The organism is Magnetospirillum sp., assembly GCA_027532905.1.
GTDB lineage: Bacteria > Pseudomonadota > Alphaproteobacteria > CACIAM-22H2 > CACIAM-22H2 > Tagaea.
On the sequence record JAPZUA010000002.1, the window covers coordinates 765,827 to 782,989 of the forward strand.

At 64.6% G+C, this 17,163-nt stretch carries 20 protein-coding genes; 5 read left to right on the forward strand and 15 right to left on the reverse strand.

What is annotated here, in order from left to right; translation table 11 throughout:
* Nucleotides 1-2: 2 nt before the first annotated feature.
* From O9320_11630 to O9320_11695, 14 genes are all read right to left on the reverse strand, one after another.
* Nucleotides 3-350, reverse strand: coding sequence for a VOC family protein (locus O9320_11630; protein MCZ8311500.1), 348 nt, complete (start codon nt 348-350; stop codon nt 3-5).
* Nucleotides 347-1,063: an SDR family NAD(P)-dependent oxidoreductase gene (locus tag O9320_11635; GenBank protein MCZ8311501.1), complete on the reverse strand. Its 717-nt coding sequence runs from the start codon at nt 1,061-1,063 to the stop codon at nt 347-349. The genes O9320_11630 and O9320_11635 overlap by 4 nt, the downstream gene beginning before the upstream one ends.
* Nucleotides 1,060-2,514: an amidophosphoribosyltransferase gene (gene purF / locus O9320_11640; protein ID MCZ8311502.1), complete on the reverse strand. Its 1,455-nt coding sequence runs from the start codon at nt 2,512-2,514 to the stop codon at nt 1,060-1,062. Before purF ends, O9320_11635 begins: the two co-directional genes overlap by 4 nt.
* Before the next feature lie 49 nt (nt 2,515-2,563).
* Nucleotides 2,564-3,238, reverse strand: coding sequence for a CvpA family protein (locus tag O9320_11645; protein MCZ8311503.1), 675 nt, complete (start codon nt 3,236-3,238; stop codon nt 2,564-2,566).
* Between the two features lie 20 nt (nt 3,239-3,258).
* A complete protein-coding gene (radA, locus tag O9320_11650; GenBank protein ID MCZ8311504.1) occupies nt 3,259-4,647 on the reverse strand; it encodes a DNA repair protein RadA in 1,389 nt (462 codons plus the stop codon).
* A gap of 8 nt (nt 4,648-4,655) precedes the next feature.
* On the reverse strand, nt 4,656-5,429 hold the full coding sequence (locus O9320_11655) for an ATP-binding cassette domain-containing protein (GenBank protein ID MCZ8311505.1): 774 nt from the start codon (nt 5,427-5,429) through the stop codon (nt 4,656-4,658).
* Nucleotides 5,430-5,440: 11 nt separating this feature from the next.
* Entirely contained in the window at nt 5,441-6,217 is a 777-nt protein-coding gene (locus tag O9320_11660) for an ABC transporter permease (GenBank protein ID MCZ8311506.1), read from the reverse strand.
* The gene (gene alr, locus O9320_11665; GenBank protein MCZ8311507.1) at nt 6,214-7,314 is read right to left on the reverse strand and encodes an alanine racemase; all 1,101 of its coding nucleotides are present in this window, start codon (nt 7,312-7,314) and stop codon (nt 6,214-6,216) included. Before alr ends, O9320_11660 begins: the two co-directional genes overlap by 4 nt.
* A complete protein-coding gene (locus O9320_11670) occupies nt 7,307-8,860 on the reverse strand; it encodes a replicative DNA helicase (protein ID MCZ8311508.1) in 1,554 nt (517 codons plus the stop codon). Before O9320_11670 ends, alr begins: the two co-directional genes overlap by 8 nt.
* A gap of 191 nt (nt 8,861-9,051) precedes the next feature.
* Nucleotides 9,052-9,678 (reverse strand): 50S ribosomal protein L9, encoded by a 627-nt coding sequence (rplI, locus tag O9320_11675; GenBank protein MCZ8311509.1) that lies wholly within the window; start codon nt 9,676-9,678, stop codon nt 9,052-9,054.
* 44 nt (nt 9,679-9,722) lie between these two features.
* Nucleotides 9,723-10,661, reverse strand: a complete 939-nt coding sequence (locus O9320_11680) for a DUF2232 domain-containing protein (GenBank protein ID MCZ8311510.1) — start codon at nt 10,659-10,661, stop codon at nt 9,723-9,725.
* Between the two features lie 33 nt (nt 10,662-10,694).
* A complete protein-coding gene (rpsR, locus tag O9320_11685) occupies nt 10,695-11,021 on the reverse strand; it encodes a 30S ribosomal protein S18 (protein MCZ8311511.1) in 327 nt (108 codons plus the stop codon).
* A gap of 3 nt (nt 11,022-11,024) precedes the next feature.
* On the reverse strand, nt 11,025-11,480 hold the full coding sequence (rpsF, locus tag O9320_11690) for a 30S ribosomal protein S6 (protein ID MCZ8311512.1): 456 nt from the start codon (nt 11,478-11,480) through the stop codon (nt 11,025-11,027).
* Between the two features lie 203 nt (nt 11,481-11,683).
* Nucleotides 11,684-12,145, reverse strand: a complete 462-nt coding sequence (locus tag O9320_11695; protein MCZ8311513.1) for a copper chaperone PCu(A)C — start codon at nt 12,143-12,145, stop codon at nt 11,684-11,686.
* A 118-nt stretch (nt 12,146-12,263) separates the two neighbouring features.
* Here O9320_11695 and fabD point away from each other — a divergent pair, with 118 nt between their 5' ends.
* The 5 genes from fabD to mltG all read left to right on the forward strand — a co-directional run bounded on the left by fabD (nt 12,264) and on the right by mltG (nt 16,703).
* Nucleotides 12,264-13,220 (forward strand): ACP S-malonyltransferase, encoded by a 957-nt coding sequence (gene fabD / locus O9320_11700; GenBank protein ID MCZ8311514.1) that lies wholly within the window; start codon nt 12,264-12,266, stop codon nt 13,218-13,220.
* A 16-nt stretch (nt 13,221-13,236) separates the two neighbouring features.
* Nucleotides 13,237-13,974, forward strand: a complete 738-nt coding sequence (fabG, locus tag O9320_11705; protein ID MCZ8311515.1) for a 3-oxoacyl-[acyl-carrier-protein] reductase — start codon at nt 13,237-13,239, stop codon at nt 13,972-13,974.
* 196 nt (nt 13,975-14,170) lie between these two features.
* Nucleotides 14,171-14,407 (forward strand): acyl carrier protein, encoded by a 237-nt coding sequence (locus O9320_11710; GenBank protein ID MCZ8311516.1) that lies wholly within the window; start codon nt 14,171-14,173, stop codon nt 14,405-14,407.
* A gap of 28 nt (nt 14,408-14,435) precedes the next feature.
* A complete protein-coding gene (fabF, locus tag O9320_11715) occupies nt 14,436-15,698 on the forward strand; it encodes a beta-ketoacyl-ACP synthase II (protein ID MCZ8311517.1) in 1,263 nt (420 codons plus the stop codon).
* A 12-nt stretch (nt 15,699-15,710) separates the two neighbouring features.
* A complete protein-coding gene (gene mltG, locus O9320_11720) occupies nt 15,711-16,703 on the forward strand; it encodes an endolytic transglycosylase MltG (protein MCZ8311518.1) in 993 nt (330 codons plus the stop codon).
* On the opposite strand, the gene O9320_11725 is transcribed toward mltG, so the two are convergent.
* The gene (locus O9320_11725; GenBank protein MCZ8311519.1) at nt 16,700-17,158 is read right to left on the reverse strand and encodes a PAS domain-containing protein; all 459 of its coding nucleotides are present in this window, start codon (nt 17,156-17,158) and stop codon (nt 16,700-16,702) included. The genes mltG and O9320_11725 overlap by 4 nt on opposite strands.
* Nucleotides 17,159-17,163: the final 5 nt, after the last annotated feature.

Below are 17,163 nucleotides of genomic sequence, written 5' to 3' on the forward strand. Positions count from 1 at the left end.
GTTCAGGGATACTGGATCAGGGACAGGCGGTTGCCATCGGGATCGGCGATGGCGGCAACGCGACCGCCCCAAGCTTCGGTCGCGGGCGGCGCGAGGATTTTGATGTCGGCCGCGATTGCGGCGGCGACGGCCGTCTCGACGCTCGCGACCGTAAAGCCAAGTTCGATCGCAGCGGACGGCGCAGCGGTTCCTTGTTCGATCACAAGCTTGGCTTGGCCCGTATCGAAAATCGCCATCTGCGTGTCGGCGGCGACGAGGGTGAGTTTAAGAAGATTGCCGTAGAAGTTCTTCGCGGCCTCGAGATCGCGCACGCGCAGGCGGACGAGCTCGATCGGGCCGACGGCGGTCACGGCGCGATCTCGACCAGCTCGCCGTGGCGCGTGCAGTCTGGCGCCGCGAGATCGACGAAATAGTCTGCGATGTCGTCAGGTTGGCGCAACGTGTCTGGGTTCTCGCCCGGAAAGGCGGCGGCGCGCATGCGCGTCGCGATCGGGCCCGGCGACAGAAGATTGACGCGGATATTGGTGGTCTCGAGCTCGGCCGCCCAGGTCGTGGCCATCGCTTCGAGGGCGGCCTTGGTCACAGCATACGAGCCCCAATAGGCACGCTTGGCCTTGGCCGCACCCGATGTCACGAAAATGGCGCGACCCGCATCCGACAGGCGCAAGGCGGGTTCGAGCGTGCGCATGAGCCGCCAATTGGCGTGCACGTTGAGGCGCATCACGTCTTCCCACTCGCCGGGCGCTTGGTGCGTGATCGGCCCGAGCGTGCCAAGTGCGCCCGCGTTGGCGACGAACACGTCAACCTTGCCGAAGCGCTCGTAAAGCGAGGGCCCGAGTGAATCGAGCCGATCGAGTTCGGCCAAGTCGATCGGCACGAGTGTCGCCGAACTGCCGGCCGCAACGATCGCGTCGTCGAGTTCCTCAAGCGCTCCCACGGTACGTGCCAGCGCCACGACATGTGCGCCCTCTTGGGCAAAGCGCAACGCGACCGCGCGCCCGATGCCGCGCGAAGCGCCGGTGACGACGGCAATACGGCCCTTGAGACGCGGCTGGTTCGTCACGCGATTTCCAAAAGGCTTGCTTGGGCGGGACGGTCGCCGCGCTCTTCGACGTCCGTGAGGCGGATCGGATATTCACCCGAGAAACACGCGTCGCAGAATTGCGGGCTCGCCTTGTCGCGGCCGCGCTCGCCCATCGCGCGATAGAGCCCGTCCATCGAGATGAAGGCGAGGCTGTCGACGCCGATGAGCTTCGCCATCGCCGGCACGTCGTATTTCGCCGCCAAAAGCTGGCTGCGTTCGGGCGTATCGACGCCGAAGAAACACGAGTGCGTCGTCGGCGGCGAGGAGATGCGCATATGCACTTCGGTCGCACCGGCCTGGCGCACCATCTCGACGATTTTCTTGGACGTCGTGCCGCGCACGATCGAATCGTCGACCAGGATCACGCGCTTGCCGGTGAGGCCTGCGCGGTTGGCGTTGTGCTTGAGCTTCACGCCCAGATGCCGGATGTGGTCGGTGGGTTCGATGAAGGTGCGGCCGACATAGTGGTTGCGGATGATGCCGAGATCGAAGGGGATGCCGGATTCTTGCGCGTAGCCGAGGCCGGCCGGCACGCCGCTGTCGGGCACGGGGACGACGAGATCGGCCGCCACGCCGCTTTCACGCGCGAGTTCGGCACCGATGCGCTTGCGCGCTTCGTAGACCGACACGCCCTCCATGACGCTGTCGGGACGCGCAAAATAGATGTACTCGAACACGCAGAAGCGCTTCTTCTCAGGCCGGAACGGCATCAGCGAGCGGATGCCAGAGCGATCCAGGATCACCATTTCGCCGGCTGCGAGATCGCGCACGTAGGTTGCACCGATAATGTCGAGCGCGCAGGTCTCGGATGTGAATATCCACGCATCGTCGAGCTTGCCCAGCACCAGCGGGCGCACGCCGCGCGGATCGCGCACGGCGATGATCGTGTCCTTGGCGATGCAGGTCAGCGAGTAGGCACCCTCGACTTGGTTGAGGGCCGCGATCAGTCGCGTGACGAAATCGCCCTGCGCCTGCGCCATCAGATGGATGATGACTTCGGTGTCGGTCGTCGATTGGAAGATCGAGCCGCGCTTGACGAGGCCGCGGCGAAGTGCGTCCGCGTTCGTGAGGTTGCCGTTGTGGCCGAGCGCGAAACCGCCGAACTCGAACTCGGCGAACAGCGGCTGGATGTTGCGCAGGATGGTGCCGCCGCTTGTGGCGTAGCGCGTGTGGCCGATGGCGCTGTCGCCGCGCAGGCTCGCGATGATCTTTTCGTCGCCGAAATTGTCGCCGACCAAACCGACCGCGCGGTGCGTGTGGAACTGCGCCCCGTCGAAGGCGACGATGCCGGCCGCTTCCTGGCCGCGATGCTGCAGCGCATGGAGGCCGAGGGCCGCAAGGGCGGCCGCGTCCTTATGGCCGAGAATGCCGAAAATTCCGCATTCTTCCTTGAGTTTGTCGTCGTCAAACGGATTGGTCGAGACGTTCATACGGCCCCCAAGACGGTTGCATTATCGCAACCGCACAAAGACTGCGGATTTAGCGGCTCGGTGCGGCGGGACGGACGCGGTCAAGCAGCTGTTCCAGCCCCTGCACTTCTTCGCGTTTATAGCCGGTTTCGCCGGGCTGTGAAGGGGAATTCGGCTGCAATTGCTGCAGTGCCCGCAAAGCGTCGCTGCCGCGTTGGGCCTGTTCGCCTGCCGTGCGCACCTGGCCGCGGAATTCGGGCGGGGCGAGGCCGACCAGAAACTCGGCGACCTGCTCGACTGCGGGCCGGGTTTTGGCTTCGAAAATCCAGTCGGGCCGCTTTTCGCTGGGGATCGCCCAGGCCAGCGCCAGCCAGCCGAGCCCCAGCAGGATCGCCCCCCGGAAGATGCCGAAAACGAAGCCCAGCGACCGGTCCACGGCCGTGAGGCTTTGCGAGCGGCGGACCAGCGCCGAGGTACCATGTGCGATCATGGCAAAAACGATGAGGCTTACGATGAAAAGGGCCACCAAGGTTGCCGCATCCGCCAGCAATTGATTGTCGATGAAAGTGCGAAAATAGGGGCGGGCGAGCGCAAAACCCCACAAAGTGACGAGAACGGCACCCGCCCAAGCCGCCAAACTCAGCACTTCCTTGACGAAGCCGCGCAGCAGCGCGACCAGTGCCGACAACAGCACCACGCCGAGGACGATCGCGTCGAACAGGTTGATGGGCAGCGAATCGAGCATTTCCCGGCGAGAATACCAGTTTATCCGGGCCGGGCCATGCGCCGCGGCGTGGGATTGCCCAACGCCTCGACCAGGTCGCTCAACAGGCGCAACTCGCTGGTTGCGATCCCCTGAACAGGCGCCCCGCGTTTGCCGCGCGGCGGGCACAAGGCGCGGGCAAAGCCGAGTTTGGCGGCTTCTTTGAGGCGTGCCTCGGTCTGGCCCACGGCGCGCACCTCGCCCGACAAGCCGATTTCGCCGAAAACCACGCTTTCGCCGGGCACGGGCGTGTCGGTGAGGGCCGAGATCAGGGCCGCTGCCACGGCAAGGTCGGCCGCCGGTTCGCCGATGCGCAAGCCGCCCGCGACGTTGAGATACACGTCCGCCCCACCGAAGGCGAGGCCGCAGCGCGTCTCGAGCACGGCGATGACCATCGCCAGCCGGCCCGAATCCCAGCCGATCACGGCCCGGCGCGGCGTGCCGTAAGCACTGGGGGCGACGAGGGCTTGGATTTCGACGAGCACGGGCCGCGTGCCCTCCATGCCCGCAAAGACGGCAGCCCCCGACACTTCGCCGCGGCGCTCGGCCAAAAAGAGCGCCGACGGATTCGGCACTTCCGAGAGGCCGGCATCGGTCATCTCGAACACGCCGATCTCGTCGGTCGGGCCGAAGCGGTTTTTGACCGCGCGCAAGATGCGGAACTGGTGGCCGCGCTCGCCTTCGAAATAGAGCACCGTATCGACCATATGCTCGAGCACGCGCGGGCCCGCGATGGTACCTTCTTTGGTCACGTGGCCCACGAGGATCACGGCGATGCCGCGCCGCTTGGCGAGCCTTATGAGCTCGGCCGCCGAGGCGCGCACTTGGGCAACCGTACCGGGCGCGCTGTCGAGCTGGTCGATATACATGGTCTGGATCGAATCGATGATCGCAAGATCGGGCGCTTCGCCGCTGTCGAGTGTGGCCAAGATATCGCGCACGTTGGTGGCAGAGGCGAGGGCCACTTTGGCTTTGGCAAGCCCGAGGCGCGTGGCGCGCATGCGGATCTGATCGACAGCTTCTTCGCCCGAGATGTAGGCAACGCGCGCACCCTTGGGCAAAGCGGCGGCGGCCTGCAGCAGCAGCGTCGATTTGCCGATCCCCGGATCGCCGCCGACTAGCACGGCCGAGCCTTTGACGAGCCCGCCGCCGAGCACGCGGTCAAGCTCGGCAATGCCCGTGGTGCGGCGCGGGGCCTGTTCGCTCTCGCCTTCGAGATCGACGAAGGTCACGCGTTTGCCGCCCTTGGGCGAAACGCCTTTGGGGGCGACGTCCGGGGCGGCTTCTTCGACGATCGTGTTCCAGCCGCCGCAAGCGTCGCACTTGCCCGACCAACGGGGGTGCACCGCTCCGCATTCCTGGCAGACGTAGCGCGCGGTTGCGCGGGCCATTGTCCTGCCTAGACCGGAATCTGCATGCGGATCGGGCCGTCGGCGCGGCCGTGGATGAATTGGTCCACATGCGCGTTGCCCGATCTGTCGATATCGCCGACCGGGCCTTGCCAGATGATCTTGCCCTGGTAGAGCATCGCGATGCGGTGCGCGATTTTGCGCGCACTCGCCATGTCGTGTGTGATCGACAAAGCGCTCGCCCCCAGGCGATGCACGCAATCGACGATCAGATCGTTGATCACGTCGGACATGATCGGGTCGAGGCCGGTCGTCGGCTCGTCGAAAAAGATGATCTCGGGCTGCGTTGCGATGGCGCGCGCAAGGCCCACGCGCTTGCGCATGCCGCCCGAAAGCTCGGACGGTTGCAACTCGCCGACTTGAGGCGGCAAGCCGACTTGCGCCAGCTTCTCGATGGCGATGGGCTTGGCGTCTTTTTTGGACTTGCCTTGTGCTGAGATCAGACCGAACGCGACATTCTCCCAGACCGACAAGGAGTCGAACAGCGCTGCCGACTGGAACAGCATGCCGAATTTGCGGTTCACCTGTTCGCGCTCGCGCGTCGAGAGGCCGATCACTTCCTGCCCGTCGACTTTGATCGAGCCCGCTTCGGGGTCGAGCAATCCCAAGATGCATTTCAGCAGCACGGATTTGCCGGTACCTGAACCGCCGATGATTACGACGGACTCGCCATTGCCGACATCGAGATCGAGCCCGTCGAGCACCACTTTGCTGCCAAAGCGCTTTTTCAATCCGCGAATTTCGATTTTGGGCGTGTCGGCCATCAAGATCCCCTTCAGCGCGTGGCAAAGAAGATTTCGGTGATCGCGTAGTTGAACACCAGGATCAGGATCGAGGCCGAGACGACGGCGTTGGTCGTGGCACGGCCAACGCCCTGCGCCCCGCCGTCCGAGCGGTAGCCGTGGTAGCAGCCCATCAGCGTGATGATGAAGCCGAACACGGCGGCTTTGACGAGGCCGGAGAACACGTCCATGAATTCGAGGAAATCGAAGGTCTGCTTGAGATAGACGGCGGCGTTGAATTCTAGCTTATAGACGCCGACCACATAGCCGCCGAACACGCCGATAATGTCGGCCACGATCACGAGCAGCGGCAGCGTGAGCACGCCCGCAATGATGCGCGGGGCCACCAGGTATTTCATCGGGTTGGTCGAGAGCGTGTAGAGCGCGTCGATCTGCTCGGTCACGCGCATCGTGCCGATTTCGGCGGCGATCGAGGCGCCGATGCGGCCTGCGACCATGAGGCCCGCAATGACCGGCCCCAATTCGCGCGTGACCGACAGCACCACCACGGTTGCAACTGCACCCTCGGCCGAGAAACGCGCGAAGCCCGTATAGCTTTGCAACGCCAGCACCATGCCTGTGAACAAAGCGGTGAGACCGACGACGGGCAGCGAGTAGTAGCCGATGTCGAGCATCTGGCGGCCGATATGGCGGAAATAGAAGGGCGGGCGCACGCAATGCGAAATCGCGCGGCCCGCGAAAATCGTGAGCTCGCCGATCTGCTGCAGGAACGCGATGAAGAATCGCCCGACCGTCGCCAGCGGATTCATGCGCCCAATTCCCGATAGTTGCGCGCGATGCGGGCGCCCAAGCGTGTCAGCACCTCGTAGCCGTTTGTGCCGGCGCGGTCGGCGACGCTGTCGACGGAGATTTGCGGACCCATGAGTTCGACCATCTCGCCCGGTTGTGCTGCGGGCACGCCCGAAACATCGAGCGTGACCAGATCCATCGAAACGCGGCCGATGAAGGGAACCGTCTGCCCGCGCAGCGACGCCTGGCCGCGACCCGAAAGCGAACGCAACCAACCGTCGGCATAACCGCAGGCGATCGTGGCAACGCGCGTCGGGCGACTCGCTTGCCACGTCGCACCATAGCCAACGGTCTGGGAGCGGTCAATTTCGCGCACTTGCAGGATGCGCGCCTGCAGCGTCGCTACGCACGCCATCGGGTTTTGCTGCGCTGGCGTGGGGTTTATCCCGTAGATCGCGCAGCCCGGTCGGATCTGGTCGAACCAGTAGCCGGCCCCGAGAAACACGCCTGAGGAATTGGCAAAACTCGCTTTGGCGGCGGGAAAAGCCACACGAATTTTGCGGAATTGTTCGAGTTGAACCGCATTGAGCGGATTGTCCGGCTCCTCGGAGCTGACCAGATGGCTCATCACGGCGACCAGCTTGAGGCCTTCAAGGGCCGTTTGGTCCGCGATCAGCGCCTGGGTTTCGGCGGGCGTCAGACCTAGGCGCGACATGCCGGTGTCGAAATGCACGAATGCATCGAGACTGTCGCCCCGGCGGCGTGCGGCGGCGTGCCAGCGCGTGATCTGGCCTGGATCGTTGAGTACGGGCGTAAGATTGCGCCGCGAGTAAATCTCTTCTTCGCCCGGCATTAGACCGTCGAGCACGCAGATGCGCGCATCGTCGGTCACGAATTCGCGCAACGCCACGGCCTCGCTGAGCCTCGCCACAAAGAACGTGCGGCAGCCCGCACGATAGAGCGCACGCCCAACCGGACCAGCACCCAGGCCGTAGCCGTCGGCTTTGACGATGCCGGCACATTTGGCCGGGGCTGCGCGTGCGGCAAGGGCGCGCCAGTTCGCCGCCACTGCCGCCAAATCGACCGTCAGCAGCGACGCGGGGCCAGCCTCACTCATAAACTTCCGGCAGATGGTCGGAGGGGGCGAGGTCGGAGAACTTCGTGAACTGGCCGTCGAAGCGCAGGCGCACGGTGCCGATCGGGCCGTGGCGCTGCTTGCCGAGGATCACTTCGGCGATATTCATGATCTGCTCGCCGCGCTCTTGCCATTTTTGATGGCGTTCGTTGAACTTGCTTTCGTCCTCTTCGGGACGCCGTCCGGGTTCGGCGCGCGAATGGTAGTATTCCTCGCGATAGACGAACATCACGACGTCGGCGTCCTGCTCGATGGTGCCCGATTCACGCAAGTCCGACAGCAGCGGGCGTTTGTCTTCGCGCTGTTCGACCGCACGGCTGAGCTGCGAGAGCGCCATAACCGGCACGTCGAGTTCCTTGGCAAGCGCCTTGAGGCCGCGCGTGATGGCCGAGATTTCCTGCACGCGGCCCTCGGCCCGCATGCCGGGCGGGGGCGACAGAAGCTGCAAATAGTCGATCACGATGAGGCCGAGCCCGTGCGTGCGCTTCAGGCGGCGCGCGCGCGTGCGCACGGCTGAGACAGACAAAGCCGGCGTGTCGTCGATATGCAAGGGCAGGGAAGCGAGCTCTTGCGCCGCCTGCACGAATTTCGGGAAATCCTCGCCTGCCACTTCGCCGCGCCGAATCTTGTCGGACGGGATCTCGACGCGCTCGGACAAGAGACGGTTGGCGAGCTGCTCGGCCGACATTTCGAGCGAGAAGAACGCCACCACCGCACCGTCGGCCTCGGGGTCGTCGAGGTCGCGGCCGTCGCGCATGGCTTGCTCGATCCATTGCTGGCGCGCGAGGGCCGCGTTGAAGGCAAGCTTCGTCGCAAGGGCTGTTTTGCCCATCGAAGGGCGGCCTGCGACGATCAGCAGATCCGATTTGTGAAGGCCGCCGAGCTTGTCGTCCATGTCGGCAAAGCCGGTCGTCACACCCGTGACCGCTCCGTCGCGCTTGAAGGCGAGGGTGGCCATGTCGATGGCGGCGGTCAGTGCCGAGTTGAACGTTTTGAAGCCGCCTTCGGCCTGGCCCTTTTCGGCGAGATCGAACAGCTTCTGTTCGGCACTTTCGATCTTGGCATTCGCGTCGCTGTCGACGTCGAACGCGTAGGCCTCGTTGACGACGTCCGTGCCGATGTCGATGAGTTCGCGACGCAAATAGAGATCGAAAATGCGTTGCGCGTAGTCTTGCGCGTTGATGATCGTGACGGCCGATGCCTGCAAGCGTGCGAGATATTCGGCACCACCGATGTCGGCCAATTCGCCGTCATGCTCGAAATAGTTCTTGAGCGTTGCGGCGTTGGCCTGCTGGCCCTTCTGGGCGAGCTTGCCGATTGCATCGTAGATGCGGCCGTGGCGCGCATCGGCGAAATGCTCGGGGCGCAGCAGCTCGGAGACTTTTTCGTAGGCGCGGTTGTTGGCGAGGAGGGCTGCGAGCAGCCCCATCTCGACTTCGAAGTTGTGCGGCGGAATGCGCTGCAGCGGTGCGTCTTCTTGCGTGCGCTGCGGCAGAAAGGCGACGTTGGCGGTTGCTTGTGTTTCCATGAGGCGCAGACCTTAGGCGCGTCGGCGGACGCGCTAAAACAAGAATCGACGTGCGAAAATAAAAATCGAATCGAAGGGCTGTGGATTAGGGGAATTGTATGCGCAAACAATCGAGTCGGCGAAAACGAAAACGGCGTCGCCTCGAGCGAGGCGACGCCGTTCTTGCGGCAAAAGACTTGGAAAAAAGCGGCTTACGCTTCGTCCTTGGCTTTCTTCTTAGCTTTCTTGGCGGGCTTCTCTGCCGTTTCGGCTTCGGCAGCCGGCGCTTCTTCGGCCGACGCTTCTTGAGCCTCTGCCGTGAGTTCGGCCGGCGGGGCGGCTTCGGCCTGGGGCTTGGGCGCCTTGCCTTCGGCCATGAGCTTGGCTTCTTCAACCGACTGCGCGACGTTCACGGTGATCGTGACCGTCACTTCCGGATGGAGTGCGACGCGCGTCTTGAACAAGCCGAGCGCTTTGATGGGCTGGGCGAGCAGAACCTGCGTGCGGTCGACTGTCACGCCCGCGTCCTTCATCGCAACCGCGATGTCGCGGCTCGAGACCGAACCGTACAGCATGCCGCTTTCGCCGGCCGTGCGGATGATGACGACGGCGAAATTCTCGCCCATCTTCTCCGCCACGGCCTGCGCATCGGCGCGCTGCTTCAGGTTCTGCGCTTCGAGCTGCACGCGCTGCTTCTCGAAATAGGCGAGATTTTCCTTGGTCGCGCGCAGCGCCTTTTTGGTGGGCAGCAGGAAGTTGCGGGCATAGCCCGGCTTCACCTTGACCACGTCGCCCATCTGGCCGAGCGCTTCGATCCGTTGCAGCAGTATCACATCCATCTGGGACATCGCCTTGTCTCCTTCGTATTCCGTAAGAATTGGGTTCAGACTTGCGGCGGCGCGCCTGCGGCGCGCGCCTTTAGGTTTGCGTAAGGCTCGATGAGCCCGAGGATTGCGACTACGGCAATGGGCCAGCCGAAGACGAGAATGGCGCCGTAGAGTGCGCCCAACGCCGCCCCTCGCCATTGCAGTTTGCTGATCAGCGCATGCACGACGCTGAGGCCGGCAAAGCTGTAGGCGGCCGCAAAAAGCACCAGCATGTTGCTCGACACGAAACCGCCAAGGCCTTCGAGGAAAGCGCCGACCGCGAAGATAGCGGTGAGCCCCGACAGCCAGATTGGCAGGTCGATGTCGGACATGCGCGGCGAGGGGCGCCAGTTGCGTTTGAAACGCGACAGGAGCCCTTGTGCCAGGATGCCGTTCACCGCCGACATGGTCAGCCACGACACCGCAATGATGCCGGGGAAGAAGCGCGCCATTTGGTCGGCGAATCTTTCGACCATGGCTGCATCCATGCCGAGCGGCCCGCTGAGACGCTTAAGGCCTTCGTTCAAGAAGGTCTCGATCGAGCCTTCAAGCCCGCCCGGTTGCCCGGAAAACGCGAGAACGAGGATCGCGAACAGCGCCGACGCCAACCCGACCAGCGACATCAAGAGGCCGCCGGGCGGATACCATTCGACGCTGCCGTTCGCGGTCGTGCGCCATTGCAACGCCTGGCGCACGATGAGCAGCACCGGCGCCGTGTTGGCGAGCGTGTAGATCACGCCGAAGGCGAACCCGCCCGCCAAGAATGCCACCACGATCCCGGCACCCGACGCAATAAGGCCAGCCCCCGACCCCAGCCACAGACCGACCGCATAGAGCGGCAGCTGCGCCAGATAGGCGAGAATGAAAGCGGCAGGCGTGCCGAGGAGCAGCGAGGCGTAAACGAACGCGCTCGCAGCCCCGGCGGCTGCCGCAATCATGGCGTAGTTGCTCGGCATCGGTCGCGTTCTCGGGTCTCTCGCTCGCGCGCTTTAGCTCAGCACGTAGGGCAGCAGGCCGAGGAAACGCGCGCGCTTGATCGCACGTGCCAATTCGCGCTGCTTCGGCGCCGAAACCGCGGTGATGCGGGCCGGTACGATCTTGCCGCGCTCCGAGATGAAGCGCTGCAGCAGACGAATGTCCTTGTAGTCGATCTTCGGTGCGTTCGGGCCCGAGAAGGGGCAGGATTTGCGCCGACGGAAAAACGGACGCCGGCCGCCGAAGCCGCCTTCGCCGCCGCCCGCACCGCGCTCGCCGCCACGTTCGCCGCCGCGCTCGCCGCGGTCGCCCGACATACGTTCGTTCGAGGGATTGCCCATGGCTCAGATCGCTCCTTCGATTGCGACGGCATCGCCGCCTTCATTGTCGCGCCGACGGGGACGGAAACCGCCGTCGCGCTCGCCAAAGCGACCGCCTTCGCGCCCGCCGTCGCGGTCGCCGCGGCCTTCGCGCTCGTCGCGCTTCTGCATCATCGCCGAGGGGCCTTCCTCGATCGTTTCGACGCGCACCGTCATCAGGCGCAGCACGTCTTCGTTGAGGCCCATCTGGCGCTCCATCTCGGCGACCGCCTTGGGCGGGGCGTCGAGGCACAGCAGCACGTAATGCGCTTTGCGGTTCTTCTTGATGCGGAAGGTCAGCGAACGCAGACCCCAATATTCGCGTTTCTTGACTTCGCCGCCGAGCTCCTTGAGCGTGGCGGTGAATTGGTCGGCGAGCGCGTCGACTTGGGCTTGCGCCAAATCCTGACGCGCGATGAACACGTTCTCATAGAACGCCATCGGCAGCTCCTCTCGGGTTTCGGACCCAAGCGCCCGTTGCAGCCGAATGCCGCAGCGAACCCGGGTCCCGACCGGCTTCTGTACCCATTGGGGGCCCGGGAAGTCGGCAAGGAGAACGGGCGGGATATGGCCCCGCCCGTCGTGAAGGTCGCGGAATATACACGAAACCGCCCCGCCCGCAAGCGAAGGGTTTGGCGGGGGGGCTAGTGGGTGTGACCGTGTGCGGCTGGGGCGCGGACAGCGCGCACGGCCACCTGCACAGTGACGGTGCCGGCCTTTTCGAAAGTCAGCGTCACCGGAAAGCTGGTGCCGGCCTGCAGCGGTGCCTTGAGGTCGATTAGCATGATGTGCAGGCCGCCGGGCTGCAGCAGCGTGGGCGAGCCGGGCGCAACCTCGATCGCGTCCACCTGGCGCATCTGCGCCACGTTGCCGACCATGATGTGGTTGTGCAACTCGGTCTTCGCGGCGACGGGCGAGCTTGCCGCAACCAGGCGGTCGGCAGCGAGGCCGGTTGCCGACAGCGTCAGATATGCGGCACCCGTGCGCGATTGGCCCAACGTCGCACGTGCCCACGGATCCTGCACTTCGATTGGGCTGGTCTGGGCGTTTGCGGCGGCAAACGTGGCGGCGAACAGGGCGGAAGCCAAAAAGATTCGGCGGCGCATGTCGTTGTCTCCTGTTTCAAGGATGTGCGGTAGGTAGACCGTGCGGCTTGACTTGTCCAGCCATGCGAGGGTAGGGACGCGGCACCTTCGCGATGGCTCCCACAAAGGTTTTTTCGATATGCGCGCATTCACGTTTCCCGGCCAAGGCAGCCAAGCACCCGGCATGGGCCGCGATCTTGCGACTAGCTTCGCCGCGGCCCGCCTCGTGTTCGAGGAGGTCGACGATGCGCTGGGCCAGAAACTGTCGAAGCTCATGTTCGAGGGGCCTGCCGAAGAATTGACGCTGACCGCCAATGCGCAGCCAGCTTTGATGGCCGTGTCGATCGCCGTACTTCGTGTGCTCGAGAGCGAAGCCAAGCTCGATCTCGGCAAGCATGTTGCGTTCGTGGCCGGCCATTCGCTCGGCGAGTATTCGGCCCTTGCGGCCGCCGGCACGTTTTCGCTTGGCGATGCGGCACGCCTGCTGCGCTTGCGCGGCAATGCGATGCAAAAGGCTGTTCCCGTCGGCGAAGGGGCTATGGCGGCTTTGCTCGGTCTCGATCTTGCGGTCGCCCAGGACGTTGCCAAGACCGCGCGCCCCAATCCCGAGACCGGTGCGGACGAAGTCTGCGACTGTGCCAACGACAACGCGCCGGGCCAGGTCGTGGTGTCGGGGGCCAAGACCGCTGTCGAGCGTGCGGTCGAAATCGCCAAGACCAAGGGCGCCAAGCGCGCGATGCTGCTACCGGTAAGTGCGCCTTTCCATTGCGCGCTGATGCAGCCCGCCGCTGAAGCGATGGCGGAAGCCTTGGCCAAGGTGCGCATGGCGCCGCCGCGCATCCCGCTGGTGGCGAACGTCACCGCGTCTGCTGCCCACGATGCCGCCACCATTTCCAAACTGCTTGTGCAGCAGGTGACGGGCATGGTGCGCTGGCGCGAATGCGTGAGCTACATGAAGGCGCAGGGCGTCACGCAGCTTTACGAACTCGGTGCCGGCAAGGTCCTGACCGGCCTTGCCAAGCGCATCGAGCCCGATCTTGCCGCGACCGCGATCGGAGCACCCGCCGACATCGAAGCCTTCGCCAAAACGCTCTAACGAATCCGAGGCCCCCATGTTCAGACTCGACGGCAAAGCCGCACTCGTAACCGGCGCCTCCGGCGGCATTGGCCGCGCCATCGCCGTTGCCATGGCGGCAGCCGGTGCCAAAGTGGCGCTTGCGGGCACGCGCGTTGACGCCCTTGAAGCCGTGCGCGCCGAGATCGGTGCCAATGCCGTTGTGTGCGCGGGCGATCTCGGCGACGCAGCCGCGACCGAAAAACTCTTCAAAGACGCCGAGGCCGCTTTAGGCCAGGTCGACATTCTGGTCAATAATGCCGGCCTCACGCGCGACGGTCTTGCCATGCGCATGAAGGACGAGGATTGGCAGAAGGTCATCGACGTCAATCTGTCGGCCGGTTTTCGCCTCAGCCGTGCCGCCTTGCGCGGCATGATGAAGCGCAAATGGGGCCGCATCGTCGGCATCACGTCGATCGTGGGCGTTACCGGCAATCCGGGCCAGGCGAACTATGCCGCTGCCAAGGCCGGCATGATCGGCATGTCCAAAGCGCTTGCCCAAGAGGTCGCCTCGCGCGGCATCACGGTCAATTGCGTGGCACCCGGCTTCATCGTTTCGCCGATGACGGAAGCGTTGGGCGAGGAGCAGAAAAAGCGCCTGCTCGACGCCATTCCGCTGGGCCGTATGGGGGCTGCCGACGAGATTGCGGCGGCGGTTGTCTATCTCGCCAGTGCCGAAGCGGGCTACGTCACAGGCCAGACTCTGCACGTGAATGGTGGGATGGCCATGATCTGATTTTGCGGGGACGTACCAAGTCTCTGACTTCGCGAACGATTCGCAGGCTGGTCAACCGGTTCGATTTTGTGTTACCAACCCCCCGAATTGGAAATCGACTCCGTCTTGACCGGACAACCCGGAAAGCGGATCGTCAATGGTATCGGCCAGCGTCCTTCCGGACGGAGCCGATACGGAGCCGAACGAGAGGAATACAATGAGCGAGATTGCTGAACGCGTGAAGAAAATCGTCGTCGACCACCTGGGCGTGGAAGAAGCGAAAGTCACGGAAAACGCCAGCTTCGTCGATGATCTGGGCGCGGACAGTCTCGACACGGTCGAGCTCGTCATGGCGTTCGAAGAAGAGTTCAGCATCGAGATTCCGGACGATGCCGCCGAGAAGATTTCGACCGTGAAGGACGCGATCGATTTCATCGGCAAGGCTAAGGCCTGAGCCGCTAACGGCCGGAGCGAATCCCCCGATGCGTCGCGTCGTTGTCACCGGGCTTGGCCTCGTCACGCCTTTGGCGTGCGGGGTCGAAGCGACCTGGAAGCGTTTGATCGCCGGCGAGTCCGGTCTCGGCGCCATTCAGTCGTTCGATGTGTCGGACCTGCCGGCGAAGATCGCCGGCCAGGTGCCGCTCGGCGAGACGTCCGAAGGACGTTTCAATGCCGACGATTGGGTCCCGCACAAAGACCAGAAGAAGATGGATCCGTTCATCATCTTCGGTCTTGCGGCGGCGACCCAGGCGGTCGAGGATTCCGGCTGGAAGCCAACCGACGAGGAAGGCCAGGACCGTACCGGCGTCATGATCGGCTCCGGCATTGGCGGCCTGCAGGCAATCTATGAAGGCTCGATCACGCTCAAGGAGCGGGGCCCGCGCCGTATTTCGCCGTTCTTCATTCCCTCGGCCCTGATCAATCTGGTGTCGGGCCATCTTTCGATCAAATACGGTTTCCGCGGGCCGAACCATTCGGCCGTGACCGCCTGCGCCACCGGCGCGCATGCGATCGGCGATGCGGGCCGTCTCATCATGCTGGGCGATGCCGACGTGATGGTGGCGGGCGGTACTGAAGCCGCGATCTGCCGTCTCGGCATTGCGGGCTTTGCCGCTGCACGCGCGCTTTCGACCGGTTTCAACGACGAACCTCAGCGTGCCTCGCGCCCCTGGGACAAGGGCCGCGACGGTTTCGTCATGGGCGAGGGTGCGGGCGTCGTCGTGCTCGAGGAATACGAGCACGCCAAAAAGCGCGGCGCGAAAATCTATGCCGAGCTCACGGGCTACGGCCTCTCGGGCGACGCGCACCATATTACGGCGCCGCCGGAAGACGGCAATGGCGGCTTCCGGGCGATGGGTGCCGCATTGCGCAACGCCAAGCTCAATGTGGACGACATCGACTACATCAATGCGCACGGAACCTCGACGCCGCTCGGCGACGAAATCGAGCTCGGTGCCGTCAAGCGCCTGTTCGGATCGGCGGCCTACAAGCTTTCGATGTCGTCGACCAAGTCGGCGATCGGGCACCTGCTGGGTGCGGCCGGCGGCGTGGAAGCGGTGTTCTCGATCCTCGCCTTGCGCGACCAGGTAGCACCGCCGACGCGCAACCTCGAGGATCCGTCGGAAGGCTGCGACATCGACCTCGTGCCGATCCACGCCAAGAAGCGCCCGATCCGCCATGCACTTTCCAACAGCTTCGGCTTCGGCGGCACCAACGCCGCAGTGATCTTCTCGCGTCCGACGTGAGGCAAGGCGTCCGTGTCGCGTAGGCTTGGCGCAAGCCTCGCGATCGCGGCCTTGTTGGTCGTCGTTTGCGCGGCGCTGACTGCTTGGGCTTTGTCCGAGCGCTATGTGCGCCCCGGCCCATCGATTGCCGACATCCAGCTTGTGATCCCGCGCGGGGCGGGCGCCGAGGAGATTGCGCGCCTCCTCGTCGAACGCGGCGTGTTGGCATCGTCGTTTTCGTTTCTCGCAGGATCGCGATGGGACGGTACCTTGCCGCGTTTCAAAGCCGGCGAATATCTGTTTGCGGCGGGCATCAGCGCACGTGCGGCGGGCGAATTGCTTGCGAGCGGGCGCACGGTGCAGCGCCGCATCACCTTTGCCGAAGGGCTCATGTCGGCACAGATCGTCGAATTGCTGCGCGCCGCCGAAGGTTTCGAGGGCGCACTCGACGCAGTACCGCCCGAGGGCAGCCTGCTGCCCGAAACCTATTTCTACAGCTGGGGCGAGTCGCGCGCCCGCGCGATCGAGCGCGCGCAGCGTGCCATGCGCGAGAGCTTGGCCGAATTGTGGGCGAAGCGTGCACCCGATCTGCCGCTTGCGACGCCAGAAGAAGCGCTCGTACTCGCCTCGATCGTCGAGCGCGAGACGGCACATGCCGACGAGCGCGGGCGCGTGGCGGCCGTGTTCGTCAACCGTCTGCGCCGCAAGATGCGGCTTCAGGCGGACCCGACAGTTGCCTACGGCCTGTCGCCGGGGGTGCCGCTCGGTCGGCCGCTGAGCCGTGCGGACCTCGAAACGCGGCATGCGTGGAACACCTACGCGATCGACGGTTTGCCGCCCACGCCGATCGCCAATCCGGGGCGTGCGGCGATTGCCGCCGTGCTCAATCCGCCGGCCGACGAGGCGCTTTATTTCGTGGCCGACGGCGAGGGGCGGCACGTGTTCGCGCGCACTTTGCCCGAACACAATCGCAACGTGGCTCGGCTGCGCGAAATCGAACGCGCGCGCGCGGCCGGCCAACGCTAAAGCAATACTTGGCGCGCCGTCAGCAACATATCGACGCGCGCATCGCTGTCGCCCAAGGGCAGGCGCAAGGTCCAGAAATGCAGGTGCCGATCGTCGAAGATGCCTTTGAGCTTCTGGAGATTCGGCCGCCGCGCGACGACGCAGTCTGTCCAGCCAGACAAAGACGTGCCGTCGAGCTGCGGCGCGTTGCCGTCTTCCGCATCCTGGCCGGTGAGGTCCTTGCCCCGCCATTCGACGTGGCCGATTCCGCACAGGCGATAGACGAAGCGCAAGCGCGGCCCATACACCACGTCGAGCATCAGCACGTCGCGCCAAACGTACCAGAAATCGATGGGATCGATGTCGCGGCGCGCCGGGAATAGCCGGCCGCCGCAGCGCGACTCCCAATAGGCGTAAAAACGCGCGAGGCGATCGGTCTGTGGCGGCCAGTCGAACGGCGGAACAAGCAATGTCATGGGTA